Raw genomic sequence first — 14,983 nt, 5'->3', positions numbered from 1 at the left:
TGGTGCGTCAGCGCACCGCGAGGTCGTTGTCGAACTCGGCGACGAGGTCGTCGGGCAGCGTGTCCGGGACCGGGGTGAGTCCCTCCACGACCGCGAGACGGTCGCCGACCTCGCGCATGATGGTCGAGATCGGGGTGTCGAGGGCGTCGGCCACCGACGCGAGGATCTCGGAGCTGGCCTCCTTCTGGCCGCGCTCCACCTCGCTCAGGTACCCGAGCGCCACACTGGCCTTGGACGCGACCTGACGGAGGGTCCGGCCCTTCTGCAAGCGGAAGTCTCGCAGGACATCGCCGATCTCCTGACGAACGAGAACCATGGGGACTCCTCCTCTCTGTCGTCTCCGCGCCCGCCTGGCCCTGGTGACCGTGGTCGGGTTCAGCAACAGTAGCGTTGCCGTTCGCAGCATGCTAACCACGCTGGCTGCCGTACTGCTGGAGATTGCGTGGGATGTAACCCAGTGGCAACAGGGCCTATTCCCCGCCGCGGATCCTGGCCGACATCCGTGCCAGGAGTTCGGAGACGGTGGCGTGACGGATTGCATCGCGGTCCCCGTCGAGGTGCAACTCGACGGCCTCGACGCGTTCCGCGGAGGCGATGCCGACGAAGACGGTGCCGACGGGCTTGCCGTCCTGCGGGTCGGGTCCGGCCACGCCGGTGGTGCTGATCCCCCACGTCGCAGGTTCGCCGTCCACCGCCAGCGCGGTCCGGACACCGGACGCCATCTGCCGCGCGACCTCCGGGTCGACCGCGCCGTCGGCCGCGAGCAGCTCGGGGTCCACGCCGAGCAGGGAGGTCTTGACGGGCGTCGCGTAGGCCACGACGCCGCCGCGGACCACGGCACTCGCACCCGCCACGTCGACGAGCGTCGCCACCACCAGTCCCCCGGTCAGCGACTCCGCCACCGCCACCGTCTCCCCACGGGCGGTCAGCTCCGCGACGAGGCCGGGGGCGACGGGGACCACCTCGCCACCGCCGGGAGGCACGTCGCCGCTCGGTCCGTCGGCCTGTGTCACGCTCTGGTGCGGTTGTGCTTCCATGCCTGCCAGAGGTAGTCGGCGCCGCTGAGCACGGTCGCAGCCAGCGCCGCGGTCATGAGGATGCCGTTCACCCAGTGCGCGAGGTCACCGACGACGTCCCACCACGGGAACAGCGCGAGCGTGATCGCGACGGCCTGCAGCACGGTCTTGACCTTGCCGCCGCGGCTCGCCGGGATCACCCGGTCCGACAGCACCGCGAAGCGGAACACGGTGATGCCGATCTCGCGCACCATGATGAGGACCGTGACGATCCAGGGCAGTTCGCCCAGGATCGAGAGCGCGACGAGGGCGCCACCGATGAGCACCTTGTCCGCGATCGGGTCGACGAGCTTCCCGAAGTCGGTGACCAGGTTCTGCCGTCGGGCGATGATGCCGTCGGCGCTGTCGGTGACGATGGCCACCACGAAGACGACTGCCGCCCACACGCGCAGCGACGTGTCCTGCCCGCCGTCGGCCAGCAGCATCACGAAGAACAGCGGCGCCATGAGGATGCGCACCACGGTGATGATGTTGGCGACGTTGGCGGTCGATGCCGGGCCGTCCCCCTTGCGGAGCAGTCGTCCGCGCCAGGGGAACCGGGCTCCGTGTGTGGTCTCCGAGCCGGTCATGTCGCTCACTCCCTGCCCGTCAGTCCCCACGCGTCCTCGTCCGGTCCGTCGTCCTCGACCTCAGGGTACCCGCGGGTCATGTCCGCCACCGGGTCCGAGCCGTACCGGTCGTCGTCCCCGCCGCCCGGGGCGCCCGTCGGCGAGCCGGCGCCGGCCCCGTCGGCCGGCACCGCGCCTCCGGGCTGGGCCGGTCCTGCCGGTCCTGCCGGTGCCGGACCACCCGGCGCGGCAACCGCCGGCGGCTCCTCACCCCGGAGCTTCGCGAGCACGCCGGGCAGCTGGTCGGGCGTGACGAGCACGTCGCGGGCCTTCGAGCCCTCGGACGGGCCGACGATGTCGCGGGACTCCATGAGGTCCATCAGGCGTCCGGCCTTCGCGAAGCCGACACGGAGCTTGCGCTGCAGCATGGACGTCGAGCCGAACTGCGTCGACACGACCTGCTCGACGGCCGCGAGCAGCAGCTCGAGGTCGTCGCCGATGTCCGCGTCGATCTCCTTGCGCTCGACCACGGCCTGGACGTCCTGGCGGTACTCCGGGCGGGCCTGGCGGGTGACGTGCGCGACGACCTCGGCGACCTCGCTCTCCTGCACCCATGCGCCCTGCACGCGGACGGCCTTCGACGACCCCATCGGCAGGAAGAGCCCGTCGCCCTGGCCGATGAGCTTGTCGGCGCCCGGCTGGTCGAGGATGACGCGGGAGTCCGTGACGCTCGTGACCGCGAAGGCCACGCGGGACGGGACGTTCGCCTTGATCAGACCGGTGATGACGTCGACCGAGGGGCGCTGTGTGGCGAGCACCAGGTGGATACCGGCGGCGCGGGCGAGCTGGGTGATGCGGACGATCGACTCCTCGACGTCGCGCGGGGCGACGAGCATGAGGTCCGCGAGCTCGTCCACGACGACCAGCAGGTACGGGTACGGCTTGAGCTTCCGCTCGCTGCCGGCCGGCAGCACGATCTCGTCGTTCTGGACGGCCTTGTTGAAGTCGTCGACGTGGCGGAACCCGAAGGACGCCAGGTCGTCGTACCGCATGTCCATCTCCTTCACGACCCACTGCAGCGCCTCGGCTGCCTTCTTCGGGTTCGTGATGATGGGGGTGATGAGGTGCGGCACGCCCGCGTAGATCGACAGCTCGACACGCTTCGGGTCGACGAGGACCATCCGGACCTCGGACGGCTTCGCGCGCATGAGCAGCGAGGTGATCATCGAGTTGATGAACACCGACTTGCCGGAGCCCGTGGAGCCCGCGACGAGCAGGTGCGGCATCTTCGCGAGGTTCGCGACGACGAAGCCGCCCTCGACGTCCTTGCCGACGCCGATGGTCATCGGGTGCTTCGACTTCGTGGCCGCGCCGGAGCGCAGGACGTCGCCGAGCGAGACGATCTCGCGGTCCGTGTTCGGGATCTCGACGCCGATGGCGCTCTTGCCCGGGATCGGCGAGAGGATCCGGACCTCGTTCGACGCGACCGCGTACGACAGGTTCTTCGACAGCGCCGTGACGCGCTCGACCTTGACGCCCGGACCGAGCTCGATCTCGTAGCGCGTGACCGTCGGCCCGCGCGAGAAGCCCGTGACCTTCGCGTCCACCTTGAACTCGGTGAGCACGCCGGTGATCGCCGCGACGATGTCGTCGTTCGCCTGGCTGCGAGCGACGGAAGGGGTGCCGGCGCTGAGCGTGGTCGCCGCAGGCAGGCGGTACGGGGCGGCCGGGTCCTCGTCGGCGGCGGTCGCGGCGGGCAAGCCGTCGTCGGACGCCTCGGGCTCGGGCGTCGTCGGCGACACGACCGGCGACACCCCGGCGTCGGGACGAGCGACGGCCGCGGGCTGCTCCGGCACCGGGGTGCCGAAGTCGCGGAGGGCCTGCTCGGCCACGGCGAGGTCCTGCTCGACCTGCTGCTCGCCGTGCACGTCGTCGTGCTCGACCGAGTCGTTGAGGTTGACCGAGGCCGGCACGGCGGGTGTGTGGTCCACGAGCCCGGCGGCTGCGCCGGCGTTCGGGTTCGCTGCGGGAGCGCCCGGAGCCGTCTGGGGCGCCGACGCGGGCAGCACGGGGCTGTCGTACGCCGGGTCTTCTTCTCGTCCGGACTTGTTCCGTCGCCACCAGGGGACGGTGCTCGCAGAGTCGTCACCGCCGTCGGTGCCCTGCTCGTCCTCGAACCCGAGGTCCTCGAAGAGCGGGAAGTCGGTCTGGTCCTTCGTGCGGCGCTTCGTCGTGCGCGCTCGCGGTGCGGCCGGCGCGGCGTCCGCCTCGGCGGCGACGTCGTCCTCGGCAGCGGGAGCCGGTGCACCGAACAGGTACGCGTACAGCTCGTGCAGGCGACGACCGGTCTTGTTCGGCGGGGTCTTCGTGATGATGAAGAGCGAGAGCACGAGCAGCACGACCGCGACCGGCACGGCGACCCACACCGTCGCGACGGCGACGAGCCAGCTGATCACGACCCAGCCGAGGACACCGCCCGCGGCGGCCAGGGCGACCATGCCGTCCGAGGCGCTCGGCTGTCCGCCGAACACGTGGCAGAGCGATGCGATGGACACGAGCATCAGTCCGAGGCCGATCCCGATCCGGGTGTTGTCGTGCACCGATGCGGGGTGCCGGAAGAGCCAGCCGGCGAACACGATCATGATGACGGGCAGCGCGACCGCCAGCCGCCCGAACAGGCCGCCGAACGTGTAGGCGTCGAGCGTGACGGACACCGGGTTCGTGGGGTTGAGCCACTCGACCACGCCGCCCGCGAGCGCGAGCACGAAGAGCAGGAACGGGAAACCGTCGCGCCGTTCGTCCTTCGCCAGGGTTTCCTTGCCGAGCAGCCGGAAGAGCGCCCCGACGCCGTGCGCCATCGCGAGCCACGCGGTCACGACGGGGTTCTGCTCGCGGAACACCGGCGTCGGTGCGGCCTGCGGCAGCTTCTTCGTCGTGGCCTGGGTACGCGTCGTCCCGCGCGACCCGCTCCCGCGGGACGACGTGGACGCGCGCGAGCGCGTGGTCGACTTGGTGCCTCCGGCCATGCGACGGAGCCTAATCCCCGCTCGGGACATTCCGTGGATGCCCCGCCGCGGCCGGACGCCCCACGCGCTCAGTACCGGATCGCGTCGATGACCTTCACCCGCACCGCCACGATCGCCGGCAGGAACCCGGCGAGCGCCCCGACGAGCAGCGCCGAGCCGACCCCGATCAGCGCAGCCTCCACAGGGAAGGGCGCTCCCCCGACGTCGACCCCGTTCGTGATCAGCCCGCGGACCGTGCCGTTGCCGAGCACCGCCGCGCCGACCATCACCCCGACGGCACCGGCGACGAGCGTCCCGAGCACGTTCTCGAGCAGCACGGCCACGAAGATCCGTCCGGCGGTCGCACCCACGCCGCGACGGATGCCGATCTCACGGATGCGCTGGCGGACGCTCACGAGCGACACGTTGAGCAGCCCGAGGCCGCCGAGCACGAGGACCAGGACCGCGACCCCTGCGATCACCCAGCGCAGCGCTCCGAGTGGGTCGCCGTCGACCGAGCCGGCCGCGTCGGAGCGCGTCGCGTCGACGGTCCACCCGGGGCCGAGGGCCCGCTCCGCGTCCGAGGCGATCCGCTGCGCCACCGCCTTCCCGTCGTGCTCGGGCACCCAGACCTCGAAGAGCCGCTGCGACCCGTCATCGGGCGAGGCCACGGCGTTCGCCGTCGCGACGGAGTCGGCGAGCTGGTAGAACATCGGCTCGGTGTCGTACTCCGACGACGCGTACCGGCCGATCACGACGGCGGTCACGTCGGGGTTCCCCGGCAGGCGCACGACCGGGTGCGTGGCGACGTCCGGGCTGCCCAGGCGGTCCAGGAACGCCTGGTTGACGACGAGCGCGGGCGCGAGGCGGTCCCGGTCGTCCTCGGTGAACCACGAGCCGTCGTCGATCCGAACACGGTGCATCTCGGCGTACGCGGGGTCGACGGTGACGCCCTGCGCCAGGGTGACCCCGTCCGGGAACTGCACCGGGCGCTGGGTGAAGGAGGCCTCGGTGGCGAAGCGGACGCGGTAGCGCTCGGCCCCGGCGCGGAGCTCCCGGTCGAGGGCATCGGCGTCCGCGGCCGCTGCTGCTCCGCTGCCGTCACCACCAGCGGAGGAGGACCCGGTGACCTGGTACGTCGCCGGTCGGCCGCCGTACTGCTCGTTGAACGCCGCCGTCACCCGTTCCGCGAGCGTCCCGAAGCCGACGACGACCGCGAGCGACGCGACCGCGATGGTCACGCCGACCAGGCTGAGCACGACGCGTCCCCGGTGCACCCGGAGTTCCTGCCACGACTCGACGACGGTCCCGACGACCGTGGTGAGCAGCCGGTTCACGCCGCCACCACCCCGGTCACGACATCAGCGCCGTCGACGACGAGTCCGTGGTCGATGCGGTGCACGACGTCCGCACGTGCGGCGACGGCTGCGTCGTGCGTGATGGTGACGAGCGCGGCGCCGGACTCGGCCGCGACGGTCTCGAGCAGCTCCATGACGACCCGACCGGTGTCGACGTCGAGCGCCCCGGTCGGCTCGTCGGCCAGGATGAGCCGCGGCGAGCGGACGAGCGCCCGGGCGATGGCGACCCGCTGCTGCTCGCCGCCGGAGAGCCGGTGCGGCTGGGTGTCGGCCCGGTCGGCCAACCCCACACGGTCGAGCATCTCGAGGGCGAGCCGACGCCGCGACCAGAACGCCCGGCCGGTCGCGTAGAGCAGGGGGACCTCGACGTTCTCGAGGGCGGTCCGGCCCTGGAGCAGGTTGAACTGCTGGAACACGAACCCGACGTCGGCGCCGCGGACGCGGTCGCGGCGGACGGACCCGGCTCGGCCGAGGTCCTGCCCGTCGAACTCGTGCAGTCCCTCGGTCGGGGTGTCGAGGAGACCGAGGACGTTGAGGAGCGTCGACTTGCCCGATCCCGAGCGGCCGACGATCGCGACACGGCTGTCCGCCTCGACGTCGAGGTCGACCCCGCGGAGGATCTCGAGTGTCGAACCGTCCGGCAGGGCGACGGACTTCCGCAGGTCGCGGACGCGCACGAAGCTCATCCGCCCACCACCGTGCCGTCCTCGGCGGACTCGTCGTCGGGCTGCGCCTCCTTGCCTGGGACGAACTGCAGGACGGTGTCGCCCTCGGTCAGTCCGTCTTTCACCTCGACGCGCTCGCCGTCGTTCAGGCCGAGGGTGACCTGGCGCTCGGAGCGCTTCCCCTCGGCGTCGACGACGGTGACGACGCCGCGCTGTGCGGTTCCCTGCACCGCGGTGGTCGGCAGGGTGAGCACGCCCTGGGCCGAGCCGGCCGAGACGGCGACCGTGACCTCGAGCCCGGGGAAGACCGTGACGTCCCCGGGGACGTCGCAGCGCAGTTGCGTCGAGCCGCCGCCCGACGCCGAGCCGTCCTCCGCGCCCTCGGACGCTGCCGACGAGGCGTTGTCGGGAGCGGCGGCGGAGGCGGAGCTGAGCGACAGGTTCGTGCAGGTGAACGGCGCCGGTCCGTCCGTGATCGTCACGGTCGCCTCCGACGGACGCGAGGTCAACCGGTAGAGCTGCGCGGCCTTGAGCGTGGCGGTGACGCGGTACGCCTCGGGAGCGACGCGCGCGACGGTGTCCCCGATCGCGACGGGCTGCTTCGCCACCAGGTCGAGGCCGGAGACCGTGCCCGACGACGACGCGACGACGGTCGCGAACGTCACGACCGCGGGGAGCGGCTCACCGTCCTCGGTCGTCCCCGTCGCCGGTGTCTCGACCCGCAGGTCGATGATCGGCGCGCCCTGCTCGACGTGCGTGCCGTTCGTCACGAACACCTTGTTCACCGTGCCCTCGGCGGTCGACCGCACCGGCGTCGAGGCGACGGACTCGATCGTCCCGGTCGCCTCGACGTCGTTGACGACGTCGCCCGTCTCCACGGTGACGGTCGGGTCCTCGAGCTGCGCCGTCGGCAGCGTCTCGGCCTCGTCGGGCTGCGCCGCGAAGAAGGCGAGGCGGACGAGGGACACCGCGATGGCGGCGAACACGAGGAACTTCAGGCCGGGCCACACCCAGCGACGCAGGACGGTCACCCTCGGACGGTATTGACTGACATACCGAGCGAGCATCAGCCTGAGGGATGACGCAGGGTGGCCGCCCGGCCGATCCTGGCGGACCCGCGGGACGGGCCCCTGTGATCACGATGTCACCACGTGGCGGGAACGGCCGGGAGGCACGGCGAGCGTTCCCGGGGAACGCTCGCCGTGCCTCCCGGCCGGTTGCCGTGCGGGTGCCTACGCCTCGATGACCACCGGGACGATCATCGGACGACGACGGTGCTTGGTGTTCACCCAACGGCCGACGGTCCGTCGGACGACCTGGCTGAAGGCGTGCGCGTCGCGGGTGCCGTTCGCCGCGGCTTCGGCGATCGCCTTGGCGATCTGCGGGCGGACGTCGTCGAAGACGGAGTCGTCCTCGGCGAAGCCGCGCGACTGGATCTCCGGCCCGACCACGCACTGACCGGTGGTGAAGTCGACGGCGCAGAAGATCGAGATGAAGCCCTCCTCTGCCAGGACACGGCGGTCCTTGAGGTCGGCGTCGGTGATCTCACCCACGGTCGAGCCGTCGACGTAGACGTAGCCGATGTCGAGCTGGCCGGCGACGCTGGCCACGCCGTCCTTGAGGTCGACGACGATCCCGTCCTGCCCGAGGATCACGTTGCGCGGCGGGACGCCGGTCTGGATCGCCAGGTCGGCGTTGGCGTACAGGTGACGGTGCTCACCGTGCACGGGCAGCACGTTCCGGGGACGCAGGATGTTGTAGCAGTAGAGCAGCTCGCCGGCGCTCGCGTGTCCGGAGACGTGCACCTTGGCGTTGCCCTTGTGCACGACCTTGGCGCCGAGCTTCGTCAGGCCGTCGATGACCCGGTAGACGGCGTTCTCGTTGCCCGGGATCAGCGACGAGGCGAGGATGACGGTGTCGCCCTCGCCGATCTCGATCTGGTGCTCGAGGTTCGCCATGCGCGCGAGGACGGCCATCGGCTCGCCCTGCGACCCCGTCGACATGTAGACGATCTGGTCGTCCGGGACGTTCTTCGCCTTCTTCGTGTCGATGAGGACGTCGTCCGGCACCCGCAGGTAGCCGAGCTCGGCGGCGATGTTCATGTTGCGGATCATCGACCGGCCCATGAACGCGACCTTGCGGTTGGTCGCGGCTGCGGCGTCGAGGACCTGCTGCACGCGGTGCACGTGCGACGAGAAGCTCGCGACGACGACCTTCTTGCGGGCGCGCGAGATGACGTTCTCGAGCACCGGTCCGATGTCGCGCTCGGGCGCGGTGAACCCGGGGACGTCGGCGTTCGTCGAGTCCGGCAGGAACAGGTCGACGCCCTGCTCGCCGAGTCGGGCGAAGGCGCGGAGGTCGGTGATGCGGTCGTCCAGCGGGAGCTGGTCCATCTTGAAGTCACCCGTGTGCAGCACGCGGCCGGCCGGGGTGGTGATCGCGACGGCGAGGGCGTCCGGGATCGAGTGGTTCACGGCCACGAACTCGAGGTGGAACGGGCCGAGCTGCTCGGTCTGGTCCTCCTGCACGACGAGCGTGTAGGGCTTGATCCGGTGCTCCTTCAGCTTCGCCTCGACGAGCGCGAGGGTCAGCGTGGAGCCGATCAGGGGGATGTCGGCCTTGAGCTTGAGCAGGTACGGCACGGCGCCGATGTGATCCTCGTGTCCGTGCGTGAGCACGACGCCGAGGACGTCGTCGAGACGGTCACGGATCGGCCCGAAGTCGGGGAGGATGAGGTCGACGCCCGGCTGGTGCTCCTCGGGGAAGAGCACACCGGCGTCGACGATCAGCAGCTTGCCGTCGAACTCGTAGACGGTCATGTTGCGACCGATCTCGCCGAGGCCCCCGACGGGGATGACGCGGAGGGTGCCGGGTTCGAGCGGCTGCGGTGTGGAGATCTGGGTGGGCATTCGGTCCTGACTGTCGTGCGGCGCGCTCCGGCGCCGCGGCTTCCCTAACGTGTGGTGCCTGGCACCTTCGGCAGTGCGCCGCCGGCCGCCGCGTTGCGGTCGGGGCGGAAGTTCGAGAAGTCGGCGCCGGGGATGTCCCGGACCGCTTCGAGGGAGGTCTCGATGGCGTAGGCCTCGGTGTCCTCGGGGCCGACGAGCGGGAGCCGGACGCGCGGGCTGCCGATGCGGCCGAGCCCGTGCAGGACGTACTTCGCCGCGACGGTGCCGGGGACGTGCGTCATGATCGCGCGCACGAGCGGCTCGACGCGCTTGTGCTCGGCGGTCGCGGTCGCCAGGTCGCCGCGGTTCACGGCGTCGACGATGGTGCGGTACGGGGTGCTCGTGATGTTCGCCGTCACGCCGATGAGTCCGGTCGCGCCGATCGACAGGTGCGGGAGCACGTTCGTGTCGTCGCCGGAGAAGTACATGAGGTCGGTGTTGTTGAGCACCCGGGAGACCTCGGCGAAGTCGCCCTTGGCGTCCTTCACAGCGAGGATGTTCGGGTGGTGCGACGCCCGCACGATCGTCTCGTACGTGATCGGGATGCCCGTGCGACCCGGGATGTCGTACAGGATCACCGGCAGGTCGGTGGCGTCGGCGATCATGCGGAAGTGGGTGAGGACGCCCGCCTGCGTCGGCTTGTTGTAGTACGGCGTGACGATCATCACGCCGTCGGCGCCGGCCCGCTCGCTCTGCTTGTAGAGGTGGATCGCGTGCGCGGTCTCGTTCGAGCCGCCGCCCGTGATGATCTTCGCCCGGCCCGCGGCGACGGACTTGCCGACCTCGACCAGGCGGAGCTTCTCCGGGTCGGTCAGGGTGCTCGTCTCGCCGGTGGTGCCGGTGACGACGATGCCGTCGGCGCCGGCCGTGATGCAGTCGTCGATGTGCTGCTCGACGCCGGGCCAGTCGACCTCGCCGTCGGCCGTGAACGGCGTCACGAGGGCGACGAGGACCTGACCGAAGGGATTCTCACGCGGGGACACGCGCACCAGCGTACCGGGGATGCGCGGCGCAGCCGCCGTCCGGTCGGACGGTGCGCGGCGTTCGGACCGTCCGGGAGGCACGGCTCGCCCCCGTCACGCCGGTCATGCTCGGCGGTCGGTTCGCCTCTCGGTCGCCGCGGCCCTGCACCGAACCACGTTCCCGACACCGAACCAACACCGGGACCTGGTTCGACGTCGGTTCCGTGGTTCGGAACCGCCGCGCGCGCTGCACTGCGCGCTACGCGCGGCGGCGCCACTCCAGGAAGCGGAAGCGGGTGCCGTCGACGCGGGACTCCTGCCAGGGGCCCTCGTCGACGAGCTCCCACGCGTCGTCGAGCTCCGGCGCGCGGGTGTCGCCCGGCACGTCGAGGTCGAGGTCGACGACGGTCTCGCACACCCGGTCGGCGAAGGGCAGTGCGTCCGCGTAGACCGCTCCCCCGCCGATCACCCACACGGGCTCGTCGGTGTCGAGCGCGGTCGCCAGGTCGCGCACCACCTCGGCACCCTCGGCCGACCACGAGTCGTCCCGCGTCAGCACGACGTTCCGCCGCCCGGGCAGCGGCCGGAACCGCGGCGGCAGCGAGTCCCAGGTGCGCCGTCCCATCACCACCACGGCGTCACCGGTGACCTGTCGGAAGTGCGCGAGGTCCTCGGGCACGTGCCACGGGATGCCCCCGTCGGCGCCGATCACCCCGGAGTCCGTGCGCGCCCACACCATGCCGACACCACGGACGGGCTCGGTCCAGCCCATCAGACCGCGACCGCTGCCTTGATCGCCGGGTGGTGCTCGTAGCCCACGACCGTGAAGTCCTCGTACTCGTAGTCGTCGATCGAGTCGCGTGGGGCGATCTCCAACGTCGGGTACGGGTACGCCGTGCGGCTCAGCTGCTCGCGGACCTGCTCGACGTGGTTGTCGTACACGTGGCAGTCGCCGCCGGTCCAGACGAAGTCACCGACCTCGAGCCCGGTCTGCGCCGCGATCATGTGGGTGAGCAGCGCGTACGAGGCGATGTTGAACGGCACGCCGAGGAACATGTCCGCGCTCCGCTGGTACAGCTGGCACGAGAGCTTGCCGTCGACCACGTAGAACTGGAAGAAGGCGTGGCAGGGGGCGAGCGCCATGTCCGGCACGTCGGCGACGTTCCACGCCGACACGATGAGCCGACGCGAGTCCGGGTTCGTCCGGATCTGCTCGATCACCTGGGCGATCTGGTCGACGTGCTCGCCGGAGGGAGTCGGCCAGGACCGCCACTGCACGCCGTACACCGGTCCGAGGTCGCCGTCCTCGTCGGCCCACTCGTTCCAGATGCGGACGCCGTGCTCCTGCAGCCAGCGGGCGTTGCCGTCGCCGCGCAGGAACCAGAGCAGTTCGTACGCCACCGACTTGAAGTGCACGCGCTTGGTCGTGACCAACGGGAAGCCCTGCGACAGGTCGTAGCGGAGCTGCGCCCCGAAGATGCTGCGCGTGCCGGTGCCGGTGCGGTCGCCCTTCGGCGTGCCCTCCTCGAGCACGCGGCGCAGCAGCTCCTCGTACGGCGTGGGCACTGCGGACGTCGGCACTGCGGACGTCGGCACTGCGGGAGTCGGCACTGCGGGAGTCGGCACTGCGGGAGTCGGCACTGCGGGAGTGGGGACGGCGGGGTCGGGCTGCACGGTCTCGCTCACGAGAAGAGCCTACGTTGCGTGAGTAGCGTCGTGGGCATGTCGACCCAGCCGCTCTCGATCCTCGTCGCCGGTGCGTCCGGCTTCATTGGGACACCCCTCGTCCGTGCCCTCCGCGACGCCGGGCACCACGTCACGACGCTGGTCCGCCGCACCCCGCGGACGGCCTCCGAGTTCCGCTGGTCCCCCGGCACGCGACCGCTCGACCCGGCGGTGCTCGACGGTGCCGACGTGGTGGTCAACCTCGCCGGTGCGAGCATCGGCAAGCTGCCGTGGACCGCCGCGTACAAGCAGCAGATCCTCGACTCGCGGGTGCAGGCCACCGAGACCCTGGTCGAGGCGATGCGCGGCGCCGCCAGTCCGCCGGCACTGTTCCTGTCGGGCTCGGCATCGGGCGTGTACGGCGACCGGCCCGTCGACGTCCTCGACGACGACGCCGCCCCGGGAACGGGGTTCCTCGCGGACGTCTGCACCGCCTGGGAGGCCGCGGCGACCGCTGCCCCGGAGGGCGTCCGCGTCGTGCTGCTCCGGACCGGCGTCGTCGTCGGGCAGGGCGGCGGCGCGCTCGCGCCCCTCGTGCCGCTCACGAAGGCCGGTCTGGGCGGGAAGCTCGGCACCGGCGGGCAGTACTGGCCGTGGATCGCGCTCGAGGACGAGGTCGGCGCGATCGTGCACCTCGCCACCAGCCCGGACGCCGCCGAGGTGCGCGGACCGGTCAACCTCGCGGGCCCGGAGGCCGCGGTGTCGAACCGGATCACCCGCCGCGTCGCCGAGGACCTGCACCGCCCCTCCCTGTTCAGCGTCCCGGCCTTCGCCCTGCGCACGCTGCTGGGCGAGGCCGCCGACGAGATGCTCCTCTCGAACCAGCGGATGGTCCCGCGCAAGCTCACCGACTCCGGGTACCGGTTCCGGTACGCGTCCGCCGAGGACGCGGTCGACGCCGCCTTCTGAGCGGCTCACGGTCCGGAGGCACGGGGCGGTCCCGGCTCGCGCCTCCGGACCGCGATCAGCGCGCCGCCGCCTTCGCCAGTGCGGTCCGCATCGCAGCGCGCGCCCGCTTGCGGTCGCCGGCCGCGTCGTAGACGATGCCGAGCCGGTACCAGGCACGCCAGTCGCCGGGGTCGGCCTCGACCGCCTCCTTGTACCGCGGGAAGAGCTCGTCGGCGGCCTCGCGTGTCGGTCTGCCTGACGCCCGGACCGGGACCACCTCGTCCGGGGTGCCGCCCTCCCGTTCGAGTCGTGCCCCGAGCCGTGTGATGCGCACGCCGAACCGGAACTCGAGCACCAGGAGCAGCGCGCCGATCGCCGCGACGACGAACAGCGCGACACCGATGCCGATGCCGATCGGCTGACCGGTGCGCACGAACGCGACGGCGCGCTGCCCGACGAGCACGATGTAGAGCACGAGGAGCGCGGTCATGAGCGCCGCCCCCCAGAACGGCGAGCGGAGCGACCGCCAGGTCGACCTCACGGCTCAGCCGATGCCGAGGACGCTGCCGAGACCGACGGTCAGCCCGCGGGCGTCGACCACGGCGGTCAGCGCCGCACGGATCCCGGCGACGTACGCCACGTCGTCGTTCGTGTCGTGGCGGATCGTGACGGTCTCGCCGGGTCCGCTGAGCAGCACGTCCTGCACCGCCTTGACACCGGGCAGTCGCAGCGAGTGGATCGGGACGCTCGCGACCTGCTGTCCGCGGGCGCGCTGGTCGACGTGCGGGGCGTCCACCGGACCCACCTCGCGTCGGGCGTCCGCGATGAGCTCGGCGGTGCGGACGGCCGTGCCCGACGGGCTGTCGATCTTGCCCGCGTGGTGCGTCTCGACGATCTCCACCGAGGGGAACCACGGCGCCGCGATCGTCGCGAGGTGCGTGGCGAGCACCGATCCGACGGAGAAGTTGGGGACCACGAGGACGCCCTGGTCGGGTCGTGCCTCGAGACCGGCGCGGAGCGTCGCCAGGCGGTCGAGCGACCAGCCGGACGTCCCGACGAGGACGTTCGCACCGCTCGCCAGGGCGTGGTCGACGATCGCGGGGCTGAGCGCCGGGACGGTGACGTCGACCACGACGGTCGCGCCGCCGAAGACCGACGGCGGCGCCTCGTGCACGGCGTCCTTCGAGGACAGCGAGGCGACGAGCTCGAAGCCGTCGAGCGACTCCACGACGGAGGCCACCAGGCCTCCGAGACGACCGGTGGCGCCGACGACGGCGACGGGAGTGACCATGCGTCCATCCTAGGATCGACCCATGCCGCTCCAGGTCAGGTCCGTACCCGCCGACGTGCCCGAGGTGGACGCCCTGCTCGACGCCTACCTCGACGAGCGCGAGGCGACGTTCCCGAGCGCGCAGGGCACCTACTCGCGGAAGCGCACGCCGGCCGCCGAGTTCGAGCCCCCGAACGGCGTGTTCGTCGTCGCGTACGACGAGGTGGGCGGGACGTCGGTCGCGCTCGGCTGCGGTGGTCTCCGTCGGATCCCGGACGACGACGGCGACGTCCGGTTCGAGGTCAAGCACGTGTACGTCTCCCCCGCCGGCCGCGGCCGGGGCGTCGCGACCGCGGTGATGGACGCGCTCGAGCGGGCGGCACGGGAGTTCGGCGCGACGAGCGTCGTCCTCGACACCAACGACTCGCTCGTCGCAGCCGGTGCGATGTACCGGGGCCGCGGGTACCAGCGCGTCGAGCCGTTCAACGACAACCCGAACGCGACCGCCTGGTACCGCCTGCCGGTGCGGTGACCGGCG

15 protein-coding genes are annotated in these 14,983 nt (G+C 71.7%); 2 read left to right on the top strand and 13 right to left on the bottom strand.

From position 1 onward, the window contains the following. Positions 1-7: 7 nt before the first annotated feature. The 11 genes from DEJ22_RS05185 to DEJ22_RS05135 all read right to left on the bottom strand — a co-directional run bounded on the left by DEJ22_RS05185 (position 8) and on the right by DEJ22_RS05135 (position 12,158). Positions 8-316, bottom strand: a complete 309-nt coding sequence (locus DEJ22_RS05185; protein ID WP_058742950.1) for a helix-turn-helix domain-containing protein — start codon at positions 314-316, stop codon at positions 8-10. A gap of 154 nt (positions 317-470) precedes the next feature. Then, positions 471-1,013 (bottom strand): CinA family protein, encoded by a 543-nt coding sequence (locus DEJ22_RS05180; RefSeq protein ID WP_502862365.1) that lies wholly within the window; start codon positions 1,011-1,013, stop codon positions 471-473. Further along, positions 1,010-1,654, bottom strand: a complete 645-nt coding sequence (gene pgsA / locus DEJ22_RS05175; RefSeq protein ID WP_258379647.1) for a CDP-diacylglycerol--glycerol-3-phosphate 3-phosphatidyltransferase — start codon at positions 1,652-1,654, stop codon at positions 1,010-1,012. Before pgsA ends, DEJ22_RS05180 begins: the two co-directional genes overlap by 4 nt. Continuing rightward, entirely contained in the window at positions 1,651-4,650 is a 3,000-nt protein-coding gene (locus tag DEJ22_RS05170) for an FtsK/SpoIIIE family DNA translocase (protein WP_111227496.1), read from the bottom strand. The genes pgsA and DEJ22_RS05170 overlap by 4 nt, the downstream gene beginning before the upstream one ends. Before the next feature lie 68 nt (positions 4,651-4,718). Beyond that, entirely contained in the window at positions 4,719-5,966 is a 1,248-nt protein-coding gene (locus DEJ22_RS05165) for an ABC transporter permease (protein WP_111227497.1), read from the bottom strand. Continuing rightward, entirely contained in the window at positions 5,963-6,673 is a 711-nt protein-coding gene (locus DEJ22_RS05160; protein ID WP_111227498.1) for an ABC transporter ATP-binding protein, read from the bottom strand. Before DEJ22_RS05160 ends, DEJ22_RS05165 begins: the two co-directional genes overlap by 4 nt. Further along, positions 6,670-7,683: an efflux RND transporter periplasmic adaptor subunit gene (locus DEJ22_RS05155; protein ID WP_181430860.1), complete on the bottom strand. Its 1,014-nt coding sequence runs from the start codon at positions 7,681-7,683 to the stop codon at positions 6,670-6,672. Before DEJ22_RS05155 ends, DEJ22_RS05160 begins: the two co-directional genes overlap by 4 nt. A 201-nt stretch (positions 7,684-7,884) precedes the next feature. Then, positions 7,885-9,561, bottom strand: a complete 1,677-nt coding sequence (locus DEJ22_RS05150; RefSeq protein ID WP_058730182.1) for a ribonuclease J — start codon at positions 9,559-9,561, stop codon at positions 7,885-7,887. A gap of 44 nt (positions 9,562-9,605) precedes the next feature. Next, positions 9,606-10,583 (bottom strand): 4-hydroxy-tetrahydrodipicolinate synthase, encoded by a 978-nt coding sequence (gene dapA, locus DEJ22_RS05145; protein WP_111227626.1) that lies wholly within the window; start codon positions 10,581-10,583, stop codon positions 9,606-9,608. A gap of 238 nt (positions 10,584-10,821) precedes the next feature. Beyond that, positions 10,822-11,334 carry a dihydrofolate reductase gene (locus tag DEJ22_RS05140; protein WP_111227500.1) on the bottom strand — a complete coding sequence of 171 codons (513 nt, stop codon included), beginning with the start codon at positions 11,332-11,334 and terminating at the stop codon, positions 10,822-10,824. Next, positions 11,334-12,158 (bottom strand): thymidylate synthase, encoded by an 825-nt coding sequence (locus tag DEJ22_RS05135; RefSeq protein WP_502862523.1) that lies wholly within the window; start codon positions 12,156-12,158, stop codon positions 11,334-11,336. Before DEJ22_RS05135 ends, DEJ22_RS05140 begins: the two co-directional genes overlap by 1 nt. Before the next feature lie 126 nt (positions 12,159-12,284). Here DEJ22_RS05135 and DEJ22_RS05130 point away from each other — a divergent pair, with 126 nt between their 5' ends. Continuing rightward, positions 12,285-13,196 carry a TIGR01777 family oxidoreductase gene (locus DEJ22_RS05130; protein WP_111227627.1) on the top strand — a complete coding sequence of 304 codons (912 nt, stop codon included), beginning with the start codon at positions 12,285-12,287 and terminating at the stop codon, positions 13,194-13,196. 55 nt (positions 13,197-13,251) lie between these two features. On the opposite strand, the gene DEJ22_RS05125 is transcribed toward DEJ22_RS05130, so the two are convergent. Both DEJ22_RS05125 and DEJ22_RS05120 read right to left on the bottom strand, forming a co-directional pair. After that, positions 13,252-13,665 (bottom strand): tetratricopeptide repeat protein, encoded by a 414-nt coding sequence (locus DEJ22_RS05125; protein WP_111227628.1) that lies wholly within the window; start codon positions 13,663-13,665, stop codon positions 13,252-13,254. Positions 13,666-13,719: 54 nt separating this feature from the next. Then, positions 13,720-14,466: a 4-hydroxy-tetrahydrodipicolinate reductase gene (locus DEJ22_RS05120; RefSeq protein WP_111227503.1), complete on the bottom strand. Its 747-nt coding sequence runs from the start codon at positions 14,464-14,466 to the stop codon at positions 13,720-13,722. Between the two features lie 22 nt (positions 14,467-14,488). On the opposite strand from DEJ22_RS05120, the gene DEJ22_RS05115 reads away from it, so the two are divergent. Continuing rightward, positions 14,489-14,977, top strand: coding sequence for a GNAT family N-acetyltransferase (locus tag DEJ22_RS05115; RefSeq protein WP_111227504.1), 489 nt, complete (start codon positions 14,489-14,491; stop codon positions 14,975-14,977). Positions 14,978-14,983 lie beyond the last annotated feature (6 nt).

Source organism: Curtobacterium sp. MCSS17_007 (genome assembly GCF_003234175.2).
In the GTDB taxonomy this organism is placed as follows: Bacteria; Actinomycetota; Actinomycetes; order Actinomycetales; family Microbacteriaceae; genus Curtobacterium.
The sequence above is the reverse complement of the archived record's forward strand: the minus strand, read 5'-3'. Positions and strand labels throughout refer to the sequence as shown.

What these genes read in the sequence shown, in the direction of transcription:
- DEJ22_RS05185 (WP_058742950.1), bottom strand. Translation starts at nt 316, where the DNA reads ATGGTTCTCGTTCGTCAGGAGATCGGCGATGTCCTGCGAGACTTCCGC.
- DEJ22_RS05170 (WP_111227496.1), bottom strand. Translation starts at nt 4,650, where the DNA reads ATGGCCGGAGGCACCAAGTCGACCACGCGCTCGCGCGCGTCCACGTCG.
- DEJ22_RS05160 (WP_111227498.1), bottom strand. Translation starts at nt 6,673, where the DNA reads ATGAGCTTCGTGCGCGTCCGCGACCTGCGGAAGTCCGTCGCCCTGCCG.
- DEJ22_RS05150 (WP_058730182.1), bottom strand. Translation starts at nt 9,561, where the DNA reads ATGCCCACCCAGATCTCCACACCGCAGCCGCTCGAACCCGGCACCCTC.
- DEJ22_RS05140 (WP_111227500.1), bottom strand. Translation starts at nt 11,334, where the DNA reads ATGGGCTGGACCGAGCCCGTCCGTGGTGTCGGCATGGTGTGGGCGCGC.
- DEJ22_RS05130 (WP_111227627.1), top strand. Translation starts at nt 12,285, where the DNA reads ATGTCGACCCAGCCGCTCTCGATCCTCGTCGCCGGTGCGTCCGGCTTC.
- DEJ22_RS05125 (WP_111227628.1), bottom strand. Translation starts at nt 13,665, where the DNA reads ATGACCGCGCTCCTCGTGCTCTACATCGTGCTCGTCGGGCAGCGCGCC.
- DEJ22_RS05120 (WP_111227503.1), bottom strand. Translation starts at nt 14,466, where the DNA reads ATGGTCACTCCCGTCGCCGTCGTCGGCGCCACCGGTCGTCTCGGAGGC.
- DEJ22_RS05115 (WP_111227504.1), top strand. Translation starts at nt 14,489, where the DNA reads ATGCCGCTCCAGGTCAGGTCCGTACCCGCCGACGTGCCCGAGGTGGAC.